This is a genomic window from Levilactobacillus namurensis DSM 19117 (assembly GCF_001434785.1).
In the GTDB taxonomy this organism is placed as follows: domain Bacteria; phylum Bacillota; class Bacilli; order Lactobacillales; family Lactobacillaceae; genus Levilactobacillus; species Levilactobacillus namurensis.
Map to the genome: position 1 here is coordinate 21,597 of NZ_AZDT01000012.1, position 20,789 is coordinate 42,385.

At 52.9% G+C, this 20,789-nt stretch carries 22 protein-coding genes; 20 read left to right on the forward strand and 2 right to left on the reverse strand.

The genetic code is table 11. From position 1 onward, the window contains the following. The first annotated feature begins 145 nt into the window (after nucleotides 1–145). The 9 genes from hisS to FD30_RS02955 all read left to right on the forward strand — a co-directional run bounded on the left by hisS (nucleotide 146) and on the right by FD30_RS02955 (nucleotide 9,796). Nucleotides 146–1,441 carry a histidine--tRNA ligase gene (gene hisS / locus FD30_RS02915; RefSeq protein WP_056943825.1) on the forward strand — a complete coding sequence of 432 codons (1,296 nt, stop codon included), beginning with the start codon at nucleotides 146–148 and terminating at the stop codon, nucleotides 1,439–1,441. Between the two features lie 25 nt (nucleotides 1,442–1,466). Next, nucleotides 1,467–3,257 carry an aspartate--tRNA ligase gene (aspS, locus tag FD30_RS02920; RefSeq protein WP_056943839.1) on the forward strand — a complete coding sequence of 597 codons (1,791 nt, stop codon included), beginning with the start codon at nucleotides 1,467–1,469 and terminating at the stop codon, nucleotides 3,255–3,257. Nucleotides 3,258–3,421: 164 nt separating this feature from the next. Beyond that, a complete protein-coding gene (msrA, locus tag FD30_RS02925; RefSeq protein ID WP_056943826.1) occupies nucleotides 3,422–3,946 on the forward strand; it encodes a peptide-methionine (S)-S-oxide reductase MsrA in 525 nt (174 codons plus the stop codon). A gap of 104 nt (nucleotides 3,947–4,050) precedes the next feature. After that, complete coding sequence (locus FD30_RS02930) at nucleotides 4,051–4,926, forward strand: YitT family protein (protein WP_024746211.1); 876 nt, start codon at nucleotides 4,051–4,053, stop codon at nucleotides 4,924–4,926. A gap of 157 nt (nucleotides 4,927–5,083) precedes the next feature. Beyond that, complete coding sequence (locus FD30_RS02935) at nucleotides 5,084–5,281, forward strand: hypothetical protein (RefSeq protein WP_024746212.1); 198 nt, start codon at nucleotides 5,084–5,086, stop codon at nucleotides 5,279–5,281. Nucleotides 5,282–5,609: 328 nt separating this feature from the next. Then, nucleotides 5,610–6,776: a CDP-glycerol glycerophosphotransferase family protein gene (locus FD30_RS02940; protein ID WP_056943827.1), complete on the forward strand. Its 1,167-nt coding sequence runs from the start codon at nucleotides 5,610–5,612 to the stop codon at nucleotides 6,774–6,776. Between the two features lie 21 nt (nucleotides 6,777–6,797). Further along, on the forward strand, nucleotides 6,798–7,607 hold the full coding sequence (locus FD30_RS02945; RefSeq protein ID WP_024746214.1) for an ABC transporter permease: 810 nt from the start codon (nucleotides 6,798–6,800) through the stop codon (nucleotides 7,605–7,607). A gap of 22 nt (nucleotides 7,608–7,629) precedes the next feature. Continuing rightward, nucleotides 7,630–8,862 carry a CDP-glycerol glycerophosphotransferase family protein gene (locus FD30_RS02950; RefSeq protein WP_056943828.1) on the forward strand — a complete coding sequence of 411 codons (1,233 nt, stop codon included), beginning with the start codon at nucleotides 7,630–7,632 and terminating at the stop codon, nucleotides 8,860–8,862. Continuing rightward, on the forward strand, nucleotides 8,855–9,796 hold the full coding sequence (locus FD30_RS02955) for a deoxyribonuclease IV (RefSeq protein WP_056943829.1): 942 nt from the start codon (nucleotides 8,855–8,857) through the stop codon (nucleotides 9,794–9,796). Before FD30_RS02950 ends, FD30_RS02955 begins: the two co-directional genes overlap by 8 nt. A gap of 85 nt (nucleotides 9,797–9,881) precedes the next feature. Here the strand turns inward: FD30_RS02955 and FD30_RS02960 are convergent, their stop codons facing one another. Beyond that, a complete protein-coding gene (locus tag FD30_RS02960) occupies nucleotides 9,882–10,709 on the reverse strand; it encodes a pyruvate, water dikinase regulatory protein (RefSeq protein WP_056943830.1) in 828 nt (275 codons plus the stop codon). A 181-nt stretch (nucleotides 10,710–10,890) separates the two neighbouring features. Between FD30_RS02960 and rpsU the strand changes: the two genes are divergently transcribed. After that, nucleotides 10,891–11,079 (forward strand): 30S ribosomal protein S21, encoded by a 189-nt coding sequence (gene rpsU, locus FD30_RS02965; RefSeq protein WP_024746218.1) that lies wholly within the window; start codon nucleotides 10,891–10,893, stop codon nucleotides 11,077–11,079. Between the two features lie 116 nt (nucleotides 11,080–11,195). On the opposite strand, the gene FD30_RS02970 is transcribed toward rpsU, so the two are convergent. After that, nucleotides 11,196–12,206, reverse strand: coding sequence for a zinc-binding alcohol dehydrogenase family protein (locus FD30_RS02970; RefSeq protein WP_056943831.1), 1,011 nt, complete (start codon nucleotides 12,204–12,206; stop codon nucleotides 11,196–11,198). A 146-nt stretch (nucleotides 12,207–12,352) separates the two neighbouring features. Between FD30_RS02970 and FD30_RS02975 the strand changes: the two genes are divergently transcribed. The 10 genes from FD30_RS02975 to FD30_RS03020 form a co-directional block, all read left to right on the forward strand. Next, nucleotides 12,353–12,799 carry a GatB/YqeY domain-containing protein gene (locus FD30_RS02975; RefSeq protein WP_056943832.1) on the forward strand — a complete coding sequence of 149 codons (447 nt, stop codon included), beginning with the start codon at nucleotides 12,353–12,355 and terminating at the stop codon, nucleotides 12,797–12,799. Between the two features lie 244 nt (nucleotides 12,800–13,043). Continuing rightward, entirely contained in the window at nucleotides 13,044–14,030 is a 987-nt protein-coding gene (locus FD30_RS02980) for a PhoH family protein (protein WP_024746222.1), read from the forward strand. Beyond that, nucleotides 14,030–14,518, forward strand: coding sequence for an rRNA maturation RNase YbeY (gene ybeY, locus FD30_RS02985; RefSeq protein WP_024746223.1), 489 nt, complete (start codon nucleotides 14,030–14,032; stop codon nucleotides 14,516–14,518). Before FD30_RS02980 ends, ybeY begins: the two co-directional genes overlap by 1 nt. After that, complete coding sequence (locus tag FD30_RS02990; protein WP_024746224.1) at nucleotides 14,502–14,897, forward strand: diacylglycerol kinase family protein; 396 nt, start codon at nucleotides 14,502–14,504, stop codon at nucleotides 14,895–14,897. Before ybeY ends, FD30_RS02990 begins: the two co-directional genes overlap by 17 nt. A 9-nt stretch (nucleotides 14,898–14,906) precedes the next feature. After that, complete coding sequence (era, locus tag FD30_RS02995) at nucleotides 14,907–15,812, forward strand: GTPase Era (RefSeq protein WP_056943833.1); 906 nt, start codon at nucleotides 14,907–14,909, stop codon at nucleotides 15,810–15,812. 68 nt (nucleotides 15,813–15,880) lie between these two features. Beyond that, nucleotides 15,881–16,675 (forward strand): DNA repair protein RecO, encoded by a 795-nt coding sequence (gene recO / locus FD30_RS03000; protein ID WP_056943834.1) that lies wholly within the window; start codon nucleotides 15,881–15,883, stop codon nucleotides 16,673–16,675. A gap of 286 nt (nucleotides 16,676–16,961) precedes the next feature. Then, nucleotides 16,962–17,888 (forward strand): glycine--tRNA ligase subunit alpha, encoded by a 927-nt coding sequence (gene glyQ, locus FD30_RS03005; RefSeq protein ID WP_056943835.1) that lies wholly within the window; start codon nucleotides 16,962–16,964, stop codon nucleotides 17,886–17,888. Beyond that, complete coding sequence (glyS, locus tag FD30_RS03010) at nucleotides 17,888–19,963, forward strand: glycine--tRNA ligase subunit beta (RefSeq protein WP_056943836.1); 2,076 nt, start codon at nucleotides 17,888–17,890, stop codon at nucleotides 19,961–19,963. The genes glyQ and glyS overlap by 1 nt, the downstream gene beginning before the upstream one ends. A gap of 80 nt (nucleotides 19,964–20,043) precedes the next feature. Next, entirely contained in the window at nucleotides 20,044–20,319 is a 276-nt protein-coding gene (locus tag FD30_RS03015; RefSeq protein ID WP_056943837.1) for a hypothetical protein, read from the forward strand. Between the two features lie 155 nt (nucleotides 20,320–20,474). Then, a partial coding sequence (locus tag FD30_RS03020; RefSeq protein WP_477218312.1) for a type 1 glutamine amidotransferase family protein occupies nucleotides 20,475–20,789 on the forward strand: 315 nt, incomplete at its 3' end.

Consider the following 20,789-nt stretch of genomic DNA (forward strand, 5'->3'; position numbering starts at 1 on the left):
TGAGGCTAATGGTCCTGATGTGGCCATTCGTTTGCAACGTTATCCTGCTGAGAAAATAAAAAGGTGGTACCGTGCATACCTGCGCCCTTGTCAATTGACAGGGGCGTTTTTTATTTTGGGCAGCGCCAAGAAAGGAAGAATGTATATGCGTTACCAACGGCCAAAAGGAACGGCGGATATTTTACCCGGGACCTCTGAGACCTGGCAATTCGTCGAAGCCACGGCGCGGGACCTGTTCGCCCGTTACCGGTTCGATGAGATCCGGACGCCGATGTTTGAGAACTTCGACGTCTTCTCCCGGACATCCGGGGATACTTCGGATATCGTGACGAAGGAAATGTACGACTTTAAGGATAAGGGGGATCGGCACTTATCCCTACGTCCGGAAGGAACGGCGGGGGTCGTACGGGCCTTCGTTGAAAATAAGCTGTATGGTCCGGAGACCACTAAGCCTTACAAGGTCTACTACATGGGCCCCATGTTCCGTTACGAACGGCCCCAATCCGGTCGTCAACGGGAATTCCATCAGATCGGGGTGGAAGCCTTCGGGAGTGATGCACCGGAGTTAGACGTTGAAGTGATTGCTTTGGGGATGAACCTCCTCAGCAAGCTGGGGTTGACCCACTTACGGTTAGCGCTGAACACGTTGGGCGACAAAGAGACCCGGGATGCTTATCGGCAAGCCCTCATTGCGTTCTTGGAGCCCCACTTTGAAGAGTTAAGTGACGATTCCAAGGTCCGGTTGCACAAGAACCCGCTGCGGGTCTTGGATAGTAAGGATCAACACGATCAGGCCATCGTTGCGGATGCACCGTCGATCCTGGACTTCTTGACGCCCGAAGCCACGGCGCACTTTGACCAGGTCAAGGCGAGCTTGGATGCTTTAGGCATCGCTTACGACGTCGATGCGACCATGGTGCGGGGGTTGGATTACTACAACCACACCATTTTCGAAATCATGGCAGATTCACCGGCGTTGGGTGAAGGATACACCACGGTCTTGGCCGGTGGCCGGTACAACGGGCTGGTCAAGGAACTCGGTGGTCCCGAAATGCCCGGTGTGGGCTTCGGGATGGGGGTCGAACGGTTAGTCTTGCTGATGGAAGCCGAACAAGTGGCGGTTCCTGACCAGCATTCGTTAGACGTCTACATCGTAGGAATCGGGGATGACACGTCGATTGAGACGTTGAAGCTGGTTCAAGCGATTCGGCATGCGGGCTTGACGGCCGACCGGGACTACCTTGGCCGTAAACCTAAGGCCCAGTTCAAGACGGCTAACCGTTTAGCCGCCAAGTACACCCTGACGATTGGAGACCAAGAGTTGGCCAATCAGACGGCGAACTTAAAGGCCATGGCCACGGGTGAAGAGATCAGTGTGCCGTTGGCAGATATTTACCAAGATTTTCAAAAAGTTGTGAGCGAAGGCTTCAACACAAAATAAGAGGGGAAAATCAATGGAAAAAGATTTGAAACGTACCACGTACGCCGGCTTAGTCGACGAACAGTATCTGGACCAAACCATTGTCTTAAAGGGTTGGGTCCAAAAGCGCCGGGACTTAGGAGGCTTGATTTTCGTTGACCTACGGGACCGCGAAGGCATCGTCCAACTGGTCTTCAGTGAAAAGTACGATAAGGACGCCTTTGCTGTTGCGGAACAATTACGGAGCGAATACGTAATTGAAATCCAAGGGAAAGTCGTTGCGCGGGTCGGTAAGGAAATCAATCCAGATATGCGGACGGGGAAAGTGGAAGTCCAAGTTCTGGGAATCAACCTGTTGAACAAGGCCAAGACGCCACCGTTTGACATCAAGGACGGCATCACGGCGTCCGATGATCTGCGGTTACAGTACCGTTACCTGGACTTGCGGCGTCCGGAAATGCAACAAGGGATTATGTTGCGGAACCGGATTATTCAATCCGTCCACAGCTACTTCGACAATAACGGCTTTATTGACATCGAAACGCCGGATCTGACCAAGTCAACGCCTGAAGGGGCCCGGGACTACTTGGTACCTTCCCGAATCTATAAGGGTCACTTCTACGCCCTGCCACAATCTCCACAACTCTTTAAGCAGTTGCTGATGGGTGCGGGCTTCGACCGGTACTACCAGATTGCACGGTGCTTCCGGGACGAAGACTTGCGGGGTGACCGGCAACCTGAATTCACCCAGATTGATTTGGAAACGTCCTTCTTAACGGCCGAAGAGATTCAAGACATCACCGAAGGCCTGATTGCGAAGGTCATGAAGGATACCTTGAACGTCGACGTGACCTTACCATTCAAGCGGATGGATTGGGACGAATCCATGGCACGCTTCGGGACCGACCAACCGGATGTCCGGTTCGGCATGGAACTGAAGGACCTGTCAGAGATTATGAAGGACACCGACTTCAAGGTCTTCTCTGGTGCCGTTGAAAATGGTGGCCAGGTCAAAGCCATCGCCGTACCAGGCGGAGCTGACCTGTACAGTCGTAAGGACCTGGACAAGTACGCAAAGTACATTGAACGCTTCGGTGCGAAGGGCTTGGCTTGGATGAAGGTTACCGATGACGGCTTCAGCGGGCCTATCGCGAAGTTCTTCAAGGATGGTGACTACTTCGCCAAGATCACGGCCGCAACGGGTGCCAAGAGCGGCGACTTATTGCTGTTCGCTGCGGACTCCAAGCGAGTCGTTGCCCAAACGTTGTCTTACTTGCGGGTCGACATTGCCAAGCACCAAGGCATGATCGATGAAAACAAGTGGGCCTTCCTGTGGATCGTGAACTGGCCACTGTTCGACTACGACGTGGACTTGAAGCGCTGGGTACCTGCGCACCACCCATTCACGATGCCTAAGCAGGGTGATGAGCATTACTTGAACGAGGGTGAAGACCCCCACAAGGCTTACGCACAGAGCTACGACATCATCTTGAATGGTCTGGAATTAGGGGGTGGGTCCATCCGGATTCACACGCGCGACCTGCAGATGAAGATGCTCAAGGCCTTGGGCTTCACGCCAGAACGGGCCGAAAAGCAGTTCGGCTTCCTGTTGAAGGCGTTAGATTACGGGTTCCCGCCTCATGGTGGTCTGGCGATTGGCCTAGATCGGTTCGCTCGCTTGTTAGCTAAGCGCGACAACATCCGTGACGTGATTGCCTTCCCGAAGAACTCGAAGGCTACGGAACCAATGACCCAAGCGCCAAGTACGGTTGCTCCCAAGCAACTGGATGACTTGGACTTGGCCATCACCGATGAAGATCAAGATCAGGACAACTAATTAAGTCATTGACGAAAGGGCGATTACTTCGGTAGTCGTCCTTTTTTAGATGACTCCCTTGACCTTTGTGCCTAAAAGCCGTTTAATTAAGCCAATGAAGCGTCCTGATTTCAAGCGGTTTTGAGGTTGGGATGGGAATTGTTGAGAAAGAAAGTTGGGATAAAATGAGTTTGGAAACAGCAACGTTTGCCGGTGGGTGTTTTTGGTGCATGGTTCAACCGTTTGAGGAACAACCGGGGATTCATAAAGTTTTATCCGGGTATACCGGAGGGACGGTCGCTAATCCCACCTATGAACAGGTCAAGGCGCACACCACGGGACACACCGAAGCAGTAAAAATCTGGTTCGATCCCGCCGTGGTGAGCTATGCCCAGTTGGTAGAACTCTACTGGCAACAGACGGATCCGACCGATGCCGGTGGACAATTTCAGGATCGGGGCGATAACTATCGGCCGGTGATCTTCGTGAACAGTGCGGCCCAGCAGGCGACTGCGGCAGCGTCCAAACGGGCGTTGCAGGCCCGCGAGCAATTTGAACGGCCCATCGTGACGCAGATTCAAGTGGTTCAGCCGTTCTATCCGGCCGAGGAACGCCACCAGCAATTCTATCGGAAGAATCCGGCGCGGATGGCCGAACAAGAAGCCGGCGGGCGGGAAGCGTTCGTCAAGGAACACTGGCAACAGCATTAGAAGTCACTAAGAGATTAGATTTTCCGTTGGTGGCCATTCGCGATAAATGCTATACTTAGGCGCGCGATAGTAATGATAAAGTAAGTGAGGTTGGGGTTTAAATCATGGACGATGTGCAGCAGTTATTCAGACGGCATACCTATACGGCCAAGTTTTCCGTGGCGTTTTTCTACGGGGTCTTGGTGTCAATTGCGGTGAACTTTTTCTGGACCCCCGGACACATTTATTCTTCCGGGGCGACGGGACTTGCCCAATTGATCAATACGTTGACCGGACGGTATGCCCCCGTGCAGATCACGACGGCCCTCGGGCTCTTCTTGATCAACGTGCCGCTGTTCGTGTTGGCATGGAAACAAATTGGTAAATCCTTTACGGTCTTTACGTTTATCTGTGTCGTCTTTGCCTCCACGATGATTCGGGTCATTCAACCGGTTCATCTGACCACGGACCCCATTATTTGTGCGATCTTCGGGGGCGCCGTGAACGGGTACGGGACGGGCTTTGCGTTGAAGAACAGTATCTCGACCGGGGGACTGGACATCATCGGCATCGTGGTCCGGCGTAAGACGGGACGCAGTATGGGGTCCATCAACATGGCTTTCAACAGCTTGATCGTGATTAGTGCCGGTTTCGTCTACGGTTGGCCGTACGCGTTTTACTCTGCGCTGGGGCTGTTTGTGAACGCCAAGGTCATTGACATGACGTTCACCCGGCAACAGCGAATGCAGGTCATGGTGATCACCAGCCGGCCCAAGACCGTGATCGATAGTATCCAGAACCACATGCGGCGAGGGATCACCATCGTTCACGGGGCGGAAGGGGCCTACCACCATGATGAGAAGACGATTCTGTTTACCGTGATTACACGGTATGAGATGGATGCGTTAGAAGTTGCGATGGAAGAGGCGGACCCGAAGGCGTTTGTCAGCATCTCGGATACGGTCAAGGTCCTTGGCCATTTTTACGAGCCTAAATGGTAATTGATCAGAAGTCGTCGGCAAGACCGGCGGCTTTTTTTTGCGCTGTTTGCGGCAAAGAAATTTTTTACCCGCTCCGTACGATTTGTGGTTGCAATTTTAAGGACGTTGTTTTAAACTGGTGAAACAATGTATAAATAAGCAAAAGGGAGCCTTAAATATGAATAAAAATTGGCATGAACAAGCCGCAAGTATTGCTTCTGAATCACTAGTAGACGCGTTGCAGGACCGGATGATGGTGGCCACTTCTCGTGATAAGGCGACCGACCGAATCGTTGCCCAAGCCGCAGATGCAGGCATGCTGGACTATGAAAACCGGGAACTCTATGGCCAATGGGTCACCAAGATGATGTATTAATCACGAAAGCCTTTTCAAAAAATGGTTATGAATTTTTAATGAATATATACATTTTAAAAAGCGACCGTTAATAAGGCGGACCACGCTAACCTGTTAGGATAGTTGTGGTCCGCTGGTGAAACTGTTAGGATACAGTTGTCCAGAAGACAAAGGAGCCACCCCCACTAACCAGGGTGGCTTTTTTTATGGTCTGTGGACGGTCATTTGGGGAAATGGTAACCAATTTTGGGGTGGAATCCTTAAAGCTTCCTAAAAACTGCTGGGTTCACTTGAGAGATGTGGTATAATTTCCAATGTTATGGGCCGCAAAAATTGAAAACTATTGGTGATGAATGTGAAAGAATTTTATTTGTGGTTAGTGCGGCTGATGTCTCATGTAACGGGGATGCGCCGCCGAAACAACGTGGTGTACCTAATGAGCTTCAACGATAACGTTGCGTTGATTCGCTCGTTGGCCCAAGCGTTGCCGACGGGGGCCCAGTTAGTAGTGTTTTACCGGCCGGCTCAAGCGGCAGTGGCTCAGGAACTGGCAGCCGGGGGCATTCAAACGCATGTCTTTCGGGACGGGTTGCGGTTCGTCTTAACGGGGATTCCCGTGATCATGACCGCCCGCATCCTGTTTTGCGACAACTACTACGCCTTTTTAGGGGGACTGTACCATCCTCGAGGAATGCGCATCGTTCAGTTGTGGCACGCGGCCGGGGCCATCAAGCGGTTCGGCTGGGAAGATCCAACGACCAAGCAGCGGTCGGCGAGTGACCAACGACGGTTCCAAGCCGTTTATGATCACTTTGACGAGTACGTCGTGGGCTCTCCCGCGATGGGGGCGGTCTTTCAGCGCAGCTATCACGCACCGGCAAATAAGATGCGCGTCTTGGGTTACCCGCGATCGGACCGGTTGCGGGATGACCAGTGGGTCGAACGGACCCGGCAACGGGTCTACCAAGCGGTGCCGGCCTTAATGGGTCACCGGGTTATCTTGTACGCCCCCACGTATCGTGAGGGCGTGACGTTCACGCCACCTCAGGGGTTGAGTCAAGCCTTGGCTGCGGATCCGCAGGCCAGAGTTGTGGTGAAGCTCCATCCGGCTTTAGCGACGGCGGCGAGTGACCTACACCGGGAGCTGGGCGACCAAGTCGTCTCTGCGCCGATGGTCAGCACCACGGAACTGTTGACGGTGGCGGAGACGGTGGTTACGGATTACTCATCCGTGGCTTTCGACTACAGTCTGTTGAGCAACGCCCACAGTCTGCTGTTTTATTTATTTGATTTACCAAGTTACACGCATAACCCGGGGGTTCAATCGGACCTCTTGGATTGGTTGCCAGGTCCGGTCTTACGGACGAGCCAAGAATTGGCCGCGGCTATCGTAGCCGACCGTCAGACGGACTTGACGCAATTCAATGCGCGGTGGAATACGGCCAACGATGGTCGGGCCACCGACCGGGTCGTGGACCACTACTTGACGGTGTTCAAGCCGGTCGCGAACGATTAAAATTTAAAGGAGTGCAGTGCCTTGAAAGAGGTCATGACCTTATTCAAAGAACAGATCTCGAGTCTGGGAATCATTTTTCGGATTTCCCGCTACGAAGATCAAGCGAGTTATCAAAGCCATTATTTAGGATTAATGTGGGAATACTTGTACCCATTGATTCAGATTGGAATCTACTGGTTAGTCTTCGGGGTCGGGTTAAAGCACGGCCAACCGTTGAACGGGACCAGTTACCTGCCTTGGATGGTGATTGGGATTTCCCCGTGGTTCTTCATGAACCGCTCGACGTTGGACGCGTCAAAGAGTATTTACCAACGGGTCAACATGGTCGCTAAGATGAAGTTTCCCGTGTCGGTCTTGCCGACCATCAAAGTCGTCAGCAACCTGAGCTCGTTTTGGACCATGATGGCTTTTTCCATCGTGATTGGGCTGCTGAACGGGGTCTACCCTAAAGTGGCTTGGTTCCAGTGGTTGTATTACTTCTTCGCGATGATTATGTTACTGGTCGCGTTAGGGGTCTTCAACTCATGTATCAGTGTGCTGGTCCGTGATTACCACATCTTGTTACAATCCGTGATGCGGATGCTGTTCTACGTGTCCGGTGTCCTGTTCAACTTTGTGACCACGTCCTTCCCAGCACCATTCGTGCACTTGTTGGAACTGAACCCGTATTACTACATCGTGAACGGGTTCCGGGAATCCTTCTTGGGGACCGGCTGGTTCTGGCAACACCCCTTATTGACGTTAGAATTTTGGGCGTTCGTGTTCTTCGTGCTCTTGTTAGGGTCCCACTTACACTACAAGTTCCGGTCACGATTCGTCGATTTGATTTAAGTTAGAAAGGAGCAACCTAACCATGGCTAACGGGCGAAAGAGCGTTATCCAGATGGCAAAGCTAGTTGCTCGCTATGGGCTCATCGTGTTGAACGATGGGCTTATTTGTTTACCCATTAAGCGACGACTCGTGCTGTTTGAGAGCTTTAACGGCAAGGATGTCAATGATAATCCGGCCGCGATTTACCGGGAATTAGTAGCCGAAGATCCCCGTTATCGGACTACAGCGTACTTTAGTGTGAAACCCCGGGAGTACGCGGCGTTGCACGCGAAGTACCCAGAGATTCAGTTGATCAAGCGCTTCACTCCCAAGTGGGTCTACTTGATGGCCCGTGCGGAATTTTGGGTCTTGAATTCCCGCTTACCGAATTGGTGGCACGCTAACCGACGCACCACAACGATTCAGACCTGGCACGGGACCCCCTTGAAGAAGTTAGGGACCGACATTGACCACGTAGCGATTCCGGGACAGACTACGGCGCGCTACCACGCGGACTTTGTGACGGCGGCCAATCGCTGGGATTACCTGATTGCGCCCAATCAGTACTCTCAAGAGATTTTTAAACGGGCGTTCGGCTATCGCGGACGGTTTCTGTCGATCGGGTACCCCCGCAACGATGTGCTGTACGCGGCGGACACGCCCGACCAAGTGGCGGCGGTAAAGCAGCGCCTGTTACCAGGGGTGACGGGGCCCGTGGTCACCTATGCGCCCACCTGGCGGGATGACGACGCGATTCGGCCGGGGGTCTACCGTTTCGATCTGCCCTTTGATCTGGGCGAATTCTTCCGGCATGTGTCGGCCGATACGCATTTGGTGATTCGCCCCCATTATTTGGTCAAAGACCAAGTGGACATTCGGGGGTATGAGGATCGGGTGACGGTGTTAGCGGAGACCGACATTGCCGAGTTATATTTGATTTCGAATCTGTTGATCACGGATTACTCGTCCGTGATGTTTGACTACGCAAACTTGAAGCGGCCCCAGCTGTTCTTTGCCTATGACTTGGCTCATTATCGCGACCAGTTACGGGGGTTCTACTTCGACTATACGGCGCAGGCCTTACCAGGGCCGCTGGTCACCCAAGCGTCCAGTTTCTACCAGCAGCTGGATGTCTGGCGGGATCACGGACAATTCCCTGATCATGTGGCGGCCCAAGAGGCCTTTTATCACCGCTTCTGTGATTGGGAGGACGGGACGGCTAGTCGACGGGTCGCGCGGTTGATTCGAACGGGAAAGGATGAGGATGATGAGTGAAGCACCGACATTGCTGATTGGCTCACACGTGAGTATGAAGGGAAAGCCCATGTTATTGGGGGCGGCGCAGGAGGCGGCGGCCGCTGACGAAAACGTCTTTATGGTTTATACGGGAGCGCCCCAGAACACACGCCGTAAACCGATTGCTGAGTTGAACGCGGTGGCGGGACAAGCCTACATGGCGGCTCATGCACAGCGCGCCGTGGTGGTTCACGCCCCTTACGTGGTCAACTTAGGGAACACTAAGAAGCCGGAAAACTTTGCGTTTGCGGTGGAATTCTTAACGGCAGAAATTCAACGGGCCGCGGCGATTGGGGCCCATCAGATCGTCTTACATCCAGGGGCTCACGTGGGGGCGGGGGCACCGGCGGCGATTGCCCAGATTGCTCAGGGTCTCGACCAGATTCTAGCTGCGACGCCGGACACTCCCGTCCAGATTGCCTTGGAAACCATGGCGGGAAAGGGCACCGAAGTTGGACGGACGTTTGAGGAGCTGGCGGCCATTATCGATCAAGTCAGCGCTAGCGACCGCTTGTCGGTGTGCTTTGACACTTGCCATACCAGTGACGCGGGTTACGCCATTGCGTCTGATTTTGACGGTGTTCTGAACACCTTCGACCACGTCATTGGACTTGACCGCCTGAAGGTCGTGCACTTGAATGATTCGAAGAACCCCCAGGGTAGTCATAAAGACCGGCACACGAACATCGGATTCGGTACCCTGGGCTTCGACGTGTTAAATCAGATTGCGCATCACCCGCAGTTAACGGCCGTACCTAAAATCATGGAGACTCCGCCGGTGGGACCTGACCGCAAGACGGGGGCCAATCCTCACGGGTACGAAGTGGCCATGCTACGCCATCAACGCTTCAATCCGGACCTTGAGGCCGACGCATTAGCGGGGAAGCCGTTCGAAGCCTACCTGGCTCGTTAACGGCCATTTAAGAAGACGACCAAAAACCGGAAGCAACCCAGTTAACGGGTGCTTCCGGTTTTTTATCATCAACTGTCAGTTAGGGCTAGTCACTAAGTGAATGGGGAATGAGGTCGTAATCGACACTTTCCATAATTAGCGTGGCGGTCTCTTCAATGGACTTGTTGGAGACGTCGATCACTAAACAACCAATTTTTTTGTAAATCTTTTCGGCGTAGGCGAGTTCTTCGCTGATCTTTTCGGTGTCGGAATAGGCACTGTCCGCGGGAAGACCGTAGGAGATCATGCGCTCTTGACGAATCTTCCGCAGAATGCTGGGCTTATTGGTCAGGCCGAAGATGCGCTTAGGGTCGACCTGCCAGAGCTCGTCGGGCAGCTGCGTCTGTGGCGACAGGGGGAGGTTTGCGACCCGCAAGTTACGGTTGGCCAAGAAGAGGGACAACGGGGTCTTAGAGGTCCGTGAGACCCCTAGAATCACGATGTCTGCCTTGAGGAGGCCGGCCGGGTCCTTCCCGTCGTCGTAGGTCACGGCAAATTCCATGGCGGCGATTCGGTCGAAGTACGTATCGGTCAAGTTATGGACCAAGCCGGGGACACCTTCGGGCTGGAGGCCGGTCGCAGCCTGCATGACTTTCATGGCGGGTTGGATGCAGTCGAAGTGTTGCAGGCCGTGTTGCTCGGCAAAGTCGCGTACGTGGTTGCTGAGCTCCTGGTTGACCAAGGTGTGGAACAGCATGGCGTGTTGTTTTTCAGCAAGATTTAGGATACTATCCAGGATCGAGTGAGTCTGGATGAACGGGAACCGTTGATAGCTGACTTTAACGTCGGGAAATTGCGAAGTGGCCGTTTGAGCGACGGTCAGGGCGGTTTCCCCGGATGAATCGGAGATAACAAAGATTGTAATTTGCGGCATACGGGCTAGCTCCTCTAGTGTTTTCTTCTAGTTTACTCCGTGGGCTAAAACGGTTCAAATTTAATTGAAAACCATCATTGACGCATTTTGTGTGATTATGTATAATAGTTAAGAACCGTCACGCTGGTAAGAGAATTTTAACCAGCGTTATTACTTGTGCTCGGAGGGAGGGAATTTCAAAATGGCAAAGACAGTCGTTCGTAAAAACGAGTCTTTTGACGACGCTCTTCGGCGCTTCAAACGTACGGTTTCCCGTAGCGGTACTTTACAAGAATACCGTAAACGCGAATTTTACGAAAAACCAAGTGTGAAGAAAAAGCTTAAATCTGAAGCAGCGCGGAAGCGTAAAGCTAAGAAGCGTCGCTTTTAATTAAAAGTCCTTTTGACAGATTGAATGATCTGTTGAAGGGCTTTTTTTGTATCTGCTGATGCGCGACTAAAACGCCGCACGACGGGTTACAGCGGTCGTGCGGCGTGCATTAAAGTTTATCTTTGAATGACGGCCTTGCCCATCATCTTGTGGGTCGCGACTAGTTGTAGGGCGGCGCGGACCTGTTCGGCGGTGAAGGGTTGGAAGGTCTTGGTCAGGGTAGACTGGAGGACGCCCTGGTCCAGCAAGTGGCTGATAGTGGTCAGTGCGGCGTGTTGGGTCTGTAAATCGTCCGTATGGAACCAGGCCTTGGTGAACATCCATTCCCAGGCAAAGGTGGCCCGCTTTTGTTTCAGGGCCCGCAAGTCTAGTGGAACCTCGCTCCCAGTGATGGAGACGATCTTGCCGCTAGGCTTGATCAGATCGACGATTTCTGACCAGTGCTGGTTTAGGTTGCTCAGCTCTAGGATGTAGTCGACGTACTGGTGTCCGAGGGCGCGAACTTGAGGGACCAGGTCCTGACGGTGGTTCACGGTGGTATCAGCGCCGTGTGCCCGGGTCCAGGCGATGGTCTCAGGGCGTGAGGCGGTCGCAATCACGGTTAAGCCAGCCCAGTGGGCCAGCTGGGTCGCCACGGACCCGACGCCCCCTGCGCCGTTGATGACCAGTAGCGTTTTGCCCTGGTTGTTAGCGTGTGGGTCGATCCCCAGTTGCTCGAAGAGAGCTTCCCAAGCGGTCAACGAAGTGAGCGGCATTGCAGCCGCTTGCGCGACGGACAGTTTCTGTGGTGCGGGCCCAACGATACGTTCGTCGACCAGTTGGTAGTCGGCGTCGCTGCCGGAGCGGCTGAAGTCGCCCGCGTAGAAGACCGCGTCACCAGGGGCAAACAGGGTAACTGCGGGCCCAATCGCGTCCACTACGCCGACAGCGTCCCACCCTAAAATGGCGGGTTGATCCGGCGCCGGAGCATCACGCTGAAAGCCGACCAGATCAACGGGGTTCACGGAAACGGCGTTCACCCGTACGCGTAAATCGTGGCCCGTGGGTTGGGGTTTCGGCAGGTCGAAGCCCTGGAGACTGTCCGGGTCATTCAACGGACGGTGTTGCGTATAGCCAATAGCGTACATCCTAAAATCAATCCCTTTCTTTTTGTAAGTTCTCCCTCAGCTTACCGATTCTGGGGTAAAACTGCAAGCCGGATGACTCTCGACCTGACGGGATTAAAAATTAGGAGTAGAATAAATTGGTAACCTAATTCTAGGAGGAAACCGACATGAGTTTAGAAACCCAATTAACGGAAGATTTAAAGACGGCCATGAAGGCCCATGACAAGCTGACCTTGAGCGTCGTTCGAATGATGAAGGCGGCCTTAATGAACGAAAAGGTCAAGCAGGGACACGAGTTAACGCCGGATGAAGAATTAACGGTGGTTTCCCGTGAATTAAAGCAACGGAAGGAATCCATGGCGGAGTTTGCGAAGGGTAACCGCGATGACTTGGTGGCGAACGTCAAGGCGGAAATCGCGGTGGTTGAAAAGTACGCCCCTAAGCAATTAAGTGAAGACGAAATTGCTAAGATCGTGGCGGACAGTATCGCGAAGGTCAACGCCAGTGGTATGGGTGACTTTGGTAAGGTCATGGGTGCTGTGATGCCGCAAGTTAAAGGAAAAGCGGACGGCGCCATTGTTAACAAGACCGTTAAGGCCCAATTAAGTAAGTAACGGGCGTCATCGCGAGTCCGACGTTATGGCCTTGCAATCCCGAAAACACGCGAGGGATTGTGGGGCTTTTCTTGTGGCCGATTTTGACCGACTGATCCGGTAACTGCCGTGTTTAGCGTCCAATTTTAACCACCAGTGAGGCGGGAAGGCTGAATTTGGCCCAGAATGCTTTTACAATGCCCGGTGGTATGCTAAAATTCAGGTATGTAGACCACTATTTTGGAACATAAAGGAGCCACTGTTTTTGACTGAAAACGCGATGATTGAAAAAGAATATATCCTAGAAAATCCCAACGATGAGGCGGCTCTTCTGGGCGCACAGGATCAGTTTGTGACGTTACTCGAAGAGGGCTTATCGGTGACGATTCGGCCTTTCGGTAATTCAATCAAAGTTTCAGGGGATGCGACGGCGGTCGACCATACGCTGAATATTCTGCGGAATATGAGTGCGTTGTTGGCCAAGGGCGTTCACCTGAACAGTTCTGACGTGGTCAGTGCGATGAAGATGGCGGAAAAGGGAACCTTGACTTATTTCCAAGACCTTTATTCAGAGAAGCTGTTGAACGATGCCAAGGGGCGGCCGGTTCGGGTCAAGAACTTCGGCCAACGGCAGTATATCGATGCCATTAAGCATAACGATATTACGTTCGGCATTGGACCGGCCGGAACCGGGAAGACCTATTTGGCCGTTGTCATGGCGGTCGCGGCGTTGAAGCACGGGGATGTTGAGAAGATCATCTTGACTCGCCCAGCCGTAGAAGCCGGTGAAAGCCTAGGGTTCTTGCCCGGAGACTTGAAGGAAAAGGTGGACCCTTATTTACGGCCCATCTACGATGCGTTATACGCCATTCTAGGTGCGGAGCACACGACACGGTTAATGGATCGCGGCGTGATTGAAATCGCACCGTTGGCCTATATGCGGGGCCGGACGCTGGAATCGGCATTCGTGATCTTAGATGAAGCGCAGAACACCACCAATATGCAGATGAAGATGTTTTTGACGCGGTTGGGCTTCGGTTCAAAGATGATCGTCAACGGGGATATCTCCCAGATTGACTTGCCGAATAACGCCCGCTCAGGGTTGATCCAAGCACAACATATCCTGCAGAACGTTGCCCATATCAGTTTCGTGACGTTCAGTGCGGACGATGTGGTTCGGCACCCCGTCGTTGCCCGGATCATTAACGCTTACGAGGCGAACGATACTAAACCAAATGGAGCTAAAAAATAATGGATTTAGAGATTTATGATAAGACCAAGACGGGCGTACCCGCCGAAAAAGTACAACTGATTCAAGATGTCTTGCAGTATGCCGGGGACTACTTAAAGCTGGCCGACAATACGGAGATGTCCGTGACCCTGATGAACAACGAAGATATTCACCGGATCAATAAGCAGTACCGGGGCGTCGACCGGGCAACCGATGTGATCAGCTTCGCGATTGAAGATGATGAGGCCGAAGACGCAGAGTTCCCGTTGGTCATGGACGATGAAATGGCCGCTGAAATTCCCGAAAACATCGGCGATATCTTTGTTTCCATGGATAAGGTCAGCGAACAGGCCGAGTATTTGGGCCACTCGTACGACCGTGAACTAGGTTTCTTGGTGGTTCACGGGTTCCTACACCTCAACGGCTACGATCACATGGAGCCAGAAGACGAGAAGGTCATGTTTAAGCTGCAGGCCGATATTCTAGACGCCTATGGGCTTAAACGATAAATCCCAACAAACGGGGAAAAACCGCGCGTTCCGCCAGTCGCTAGGGCATGCGTTAGACGGCCTGCAAGCACTGGTGCGAACCGAGCGGAACTTTCGCAAGCACCTGGTCGTGGGGACCTTAGCCGTGTTGGCCGGGATCATCCTGCAGCTGACGGTCAACGAATGGCTCTGGCTAACGCTGGCGATTTTTTTGGTGTTGATTGCGGAGACCCTCAATACGATCGTGGAAGCGGTCGTTGATTTGATCGTAGGGCAGACCTATCATGAGTTAGCCAAGCGTGCCAAGGACGTTGCGGCTGGCGGGGTGTTACTCGCCGCTGCCTTCGCAGTGGTCGTGGGCTGCCTGGTGATGTTACCAGCGATTTTGCGCTGGTTCTAGGAGGAAGTTATGGATAATCCAAATTACAAATCCGGTTTTGTGGCCATCGTGGGACGGCCCAATGTCGGGAAATCAACCTTTTTAAACCGGGTGATTGGGCAAAAAATCGCCATTATGTCGAATACGGCCCAAACGACGCGGAATAAGATTCAAGGGATCTACACCACGGATGATGCGCAAATCGTGTTCATCGATACGCCGGGGGTGCACAAGCCTAAGACCCAGTTGGGGGACTACATGGTGAAGTCCGCACTATCCGCGTTGAACGAAGTGGACGCCGTGTTGTTTATGATCAACGCGGCCGAAAAGCGGGGAGCCGGGGATAACTTTATTATTGACCGGCTTAAGGGAATCAAAGCCCCGGTCTACCTGGTGATCAACAAGATCGATCAGATTCAACCGGATGACCTACTGACGGTCATGGACCAGTACAAGCAGGCCCTACCGTGGAAGGCCGTTTACCCGATTTCGGCGCTGGAAGGGAACAACGTCAACGAATTTCTGGGCGACCTGGTCGACCAGATGCCAAACGGGCCGCAATACTACCCCGCTGACCAATTGACGGACCACCCAGAACGGTTTGTGGTCAGCGAATTGATTCGCGAAAAGATCTTCATGTTGACCCGTGAAGAGGTGCCCCATTCCGTGGCGGTCGAAATCGAGAGTATGAAGACCCAGGAGAATGGTCGGGTACACATTAACGCCACGATTATCGTGGAACGGCCAACGCAAAAGGGCATTATGATTGGTAAGGGCGGCAGCATGTTGAAGAAGATCGGCACCATGGCCCGGCAGGACATTGAGTCGCTGTTGGGAAGTCCCGTCTTCTTGAAGCTGTTCGTGAAGGTTCAGCCGGGTTGGCGTGATAAGTCGAACCTGTTGAAGTCTTACGGTTACCGTAAGAGTGATATTTAAAGAACATTTGGGAAATGACGCTAGTGACTTAGCGTCATTTCGTGATTTAAGCTAAGTTGTGAGGGGGGATGGCCTTGGCACGTCACGTGACGGATTTTCATGGCATCTTGTTATTCCGGCGAGACTACGCCGAACGGGATTATCTGGTCAAGTTCTTCACTCAGGAATTCGGAAAAAAGATGTTTTTGGTGCGGGGGGCTAAGAAAAAAGGCTTCAAGATGACGGCGGATATCCTGCCGTTTACCGTCGGCAGCTACGTCGGCGACATTGCCGACGACGGCTTATCCTATATTCGGACTGCCCGGGAGACCCGCCAGTTTCAGGCTATCGGCACGGACATCTTTAAGAACGCCTACGCCACCTACGTGATGAGCTTGGTGGATATTGCCTTTCCAGACAGCCAGCAGTTGCCAGACTGGTACCATAAGGTCCACCGGGCACTGGATTTGATCGATGAGGGGCTGAATCCGGCAATCGTGACCAACATCATTGAGATTCAGCTGATGCCGGCCTTTGGGGTGGCGCCTCAGTTGCTGGGCTGTGCGGTGTGTGGCCGCAATGACCTGCCGTTTGATTACTCGGAAAGCTACGGGGGACTGTTGTGCCAACGGCATTGGGCCCAAGATCCCCGGCGTCTCCACTTGAACCAGCGGACAATCTATTATTTGCGGCAGTTTTCGGTTTTAGACTTAGACCGGTTGCACACGATTAAGGTTAAGCCCGCTACGGAGGCCGCATTACGGCAGCTGATGGACGAAATCTACGCGAGCCAGATTGGGGTCCACCCCCGTAGCAAGCGCTTTTTGGACCAGATGCAGTCGTGGGCGCCCCGGTTGGCCCAGAATCCGACAACGGATAATTGACAAGTTCGCCGGAGACGCTTATTATTAATTTCAGTTAAATAAGTCGGCGTAGATGAATGAGAAGTGCGCGATGTGGGTCTTCAGCGAGTTCGGGTGAGTGGGAGCCGGACGGTCACGCGCGGACATTGGCACATTCGGAGTCGTTTCCAAGTAAGCTGCTAGTCGGGTGACTAGAAGTAGGGTGGAACCGCGAAATTAATTCGTCCCTACGTGAATCTCTTTAGTGTAGATTCGCGCAGGGACTTTTTTGTGCGCTTATTGAGACGAATAAGGAGGAACAGCATCCATGAACGAAAAACTGTCCATGCAAGCAATCATTTTAAAGTTACAACAGTATTGGTCTGCTCAGGGCTGCATGCTGATGCAAGCTTACGATACTGAAAAGGGTGCCGGGACCATGAGTCCCTACACGTTCTTACGGGCCATTGGACCAGAACCTTGGAACGCGGCATACGTAGAACCTTCCCGGCGGCCAGCTGATGGTCGTTACGGGGAGAACCCGAACCGGTTATACCAACACCACCAATTCCAAGTGGTCATGAAGCCATCGCCTGATAACATTCAGGACCTGTACCTGAACAGCTTGCGGGAACTGGGCATCGACCCGTTGGAACATGATATTCGGTTCGTTGAAGATAACTGGGAGAACCCATCGATGGGTTGTGCCGGTGTTGGTTGGGAAATCTGGTTGGACGGGATGGAAGTCACCCAGTTCACCTATTTCCAAGTTGTGGGCGGTCAAACGGTGGATCCCGTAACGTCCGAAATCACCTACGGGTTGGAACGGTTAGCCTCCTACGTTCAGGATGTTAATTCCGTGTTCGACCTGGAATGGGGCGACGGCGTCAAGTACGGGGACATCTTCAAGGAGCCCGAATACGAACACTCCAAGTACAGTTTTGAAGAAAGTAATCAGGATATGCTGTCCCGGCACTTTGACGAATACGAAGCCGAAGCGAAGAAGCAGATTGCTAACGGCTTGGTTCACCCGGCTTACGACTACGTGTTGAAGTGCAGCCACACCTTTAACCTGTTAGATGCCCGGGGTGCCGTTTCCGTGACGGAACGGGCTGGCTACCTTTCCCGAATTCGGAAGATGGCCCGTTCGATTGCGAAGGCCTTTGTGGCGGAACGGAAAAAGCGTGGTTTCCCGTTGATCAAAGACGAGAAGTTACGCGCAAAATTATTAGCGGATTCTGAGGAGGCAAAATAATGGCACACACATTTTTACTTGAAATTGGACTGGAAGAAATGCCAGCTCACGTGGTGACGCCTGCTATTCGACAACTTCAGAAGCGTGTCGCCGATTACTTGAAGGAACAACGCGTCAGTTATGACGCCATTCAGCCGTTCTCCACGCCTCGGCGGTTGGCTATTGAAATCACGGGCTTGGCCGATAAGCAAGCGGACATCAGTGAATCCGTCAAGGGTCCGGCTAAGAAGATCGCCCAAGACGCGGATGGCAACTGGACCAAGCCAGCAATCGGCTTTACGCGGGGCCAAGGCCTGACGCCAGATGATATCGTCTTTAAGGAATTTAAGGGCACGGAGTACGTCTACGTGGACAAGTTCATCGCGGGAGAACCCGTGGAAACGGTCTTAGCTGGTCTGAAAGACGTGATCACGGCCATGACCTTCCCGACAATGATGAAGTGGGGCGCTCACCACTTTGAATACATCCGGCCAATTCGTTGGCTGGTGGCCTTGCTGGATGACACGGTCATTCCGTTCAGCATCCTGAACGTGACGACGGATCGGGTGACCCGGGGACACCGGTTCTTGGGCAAGGAGATTCCGTTGAAGACCGCGGCTGATTACGAAGCAGCCCTGACTAGCGAATACGTTATCGCCGATGCGGATAAGCGTAAGGCGTTGATCAAGAAGCAGATTGAAAAGATTGCCAGTGACCATGACTGGGTCGTAGACATCGACGCCGGCTTGTTAGAAGAAGTCAACAACCTGGTGGAATGGCCAACGGCGTTCGAAGGAAACTTCGATCAGAAGTACCTGACGATTCCAGACGAAGTCCTGATCACGTCCATGCGGGACCACCAACGGTTCTTCTACGCACGGAGCCAGAGTGGTCAGCTGTTGCCGAACTTCATTTCCGTACGGAACGGGACGGACCACGACTTGCAAAACGTGGTCGCTGGTAACGAAAAGGTCTTAACGGCTCGTTTGGAAGACGCGATGTTCTTCTACAAGGAAGACCAAAAGAAGAGTATTGCGGACTTCGTCGACCGGCTCAAGAGCGTCAGCTTCCACGATAAGATCAGTACCGTGGCCGAAAAGATGGCCCGGGTCGAAGCAATCGTGAAGGTCTTGGCTCACCGCTTAGCGCTGAGTGATGCGCAGACTCAGGCGGCCGTTCGGGCTAGTCAGATCTACAAGTTTGACTTAGTGACGGGAATGGTCGGCGAATTCGCAGAATTGCAAGGGGTCATGGGTGAGAAGTACGCCCTGTTACAGGGTGAAGATCCCGCCGTTGCCCAGGCCATTCGCGAACACTACGAACCAATCTCCGCGGACGGCGCCTTACCCGCTTCCGTTCCCGGTGCCGTTTTGGCCTTAGCGGATAAGTTCGACAGCATCTTGACGTTCTTCGCTGCTGGCATGATTCCAAGCGGTTCTAATGACCCGTACGCTTTGCGGCGACAGGCCACGGGGATTGTGCGGATCGCCACTGACCAGCAATGGGCGTTACCCGTAGCTGACTTGGCAAACGCCTTTATCGCGGCGGAACAGGCAGCTAACGTGGCGCCAGACTTAGACCAAGCTAGTCAGATCGACGCTATCGTGGACTTCATCAAGGAACGGGTCCGGAAGATCTTCAAGGGTGTCAAGATCCGTTACGACATCGTGGACGCCGTTTTGGGTGGCAGCAGTACCGATATTTCGCAGTTGTTCACGGCGGCGGACATCTTAACGGCCCACGCGGCTGACGACAACTTCAAGGACGTCATCGAGTCGTTGACGCGGGTCATTCGGTTGTCACAAAAGGCACCGAAGGATATTGCCAACGTGACGATTGACGCGGACAAGTTCGAAAACGACAGTGAAGGTCAGCTGCATGCCGGAGTCGATAAAGTGGCCGCGGCAGCACCTAAGGGCTTAAAGGCCCTCTACGCCGCCTTAGCAGCGATTCAACCAGTCATCGCGGACTACTTCGAAGCCACGATGGTCATGGCCGATGATGACGCTGTCCGGAATAACCGGTTAGCTGAATTAACGCGCTTGGCAAACCTGGCCTTACAATTGGGAGACTTAGATCAACTGATTGTGAAGTAAACCATATCTTATTTTAAGGACTAAACGCCCATTACTCGTGTGAGTAACGGGCGTTTAGCGTACATACAAGGGGCGATTTTATGAAACGAACTTTACGGACCGCGGTGCGTCACGCCAACCAGTGGTTAGTCTTTGGGGCCATCTTAGACTTTCTCATGACGCCGTTAGCGTGGTTGCGTCACCAGCCGGCGTTTGGCGGCATCATCACCCTGTGGTGGCAGAGTCACCATAAGGCGGCGATGACCCTGGTCTTAGTCCTCACGCTGATGGGGTGTTGGCTGGTCTTGGTCCTGTTCTTCTGGGGAGTTGAGGGCCTGCGTTGGGCAATGGGGCGCAATGATTGGGACCGCAAGTAGACTTACCAGTGGCGTTGCCGGGAAGTCGTGGCAGTTAGGATTCAGATTGAATGCTAGCTGCAAGTGGTGATGCGGTATTGACAATGAAGCTGGGTTAAGCGGACAATAAATGGGAGAAATAGTCTGAGCCTTGTTCAGTTAATTGGAGGCGTTAGATGATGAAACAAGCGTTAGTGATGGTATACCCAGGATTTTGTAACTTTGAAATTGCGGCGCTGACGGAAGCTTTAGCGTTTTACGACGATTGGACGCTCACCACGGTGGGGGCGGACCGAACGGTTTACCTTAGTGAGGATCAGTTACCGATGGTCGCGCAGAAAGATTTTTCACAGGTAAATCCTTTGGATGCTGATTTGTTGATTTTGCCGGGAATTGATAATTATCATCTGCCACTAGCAGATGACCGCAACGTTGCGTTTTTTCTACGTCTTGTCAATAAGAATGTTGTTAAATCAATGTTTTATGATGAG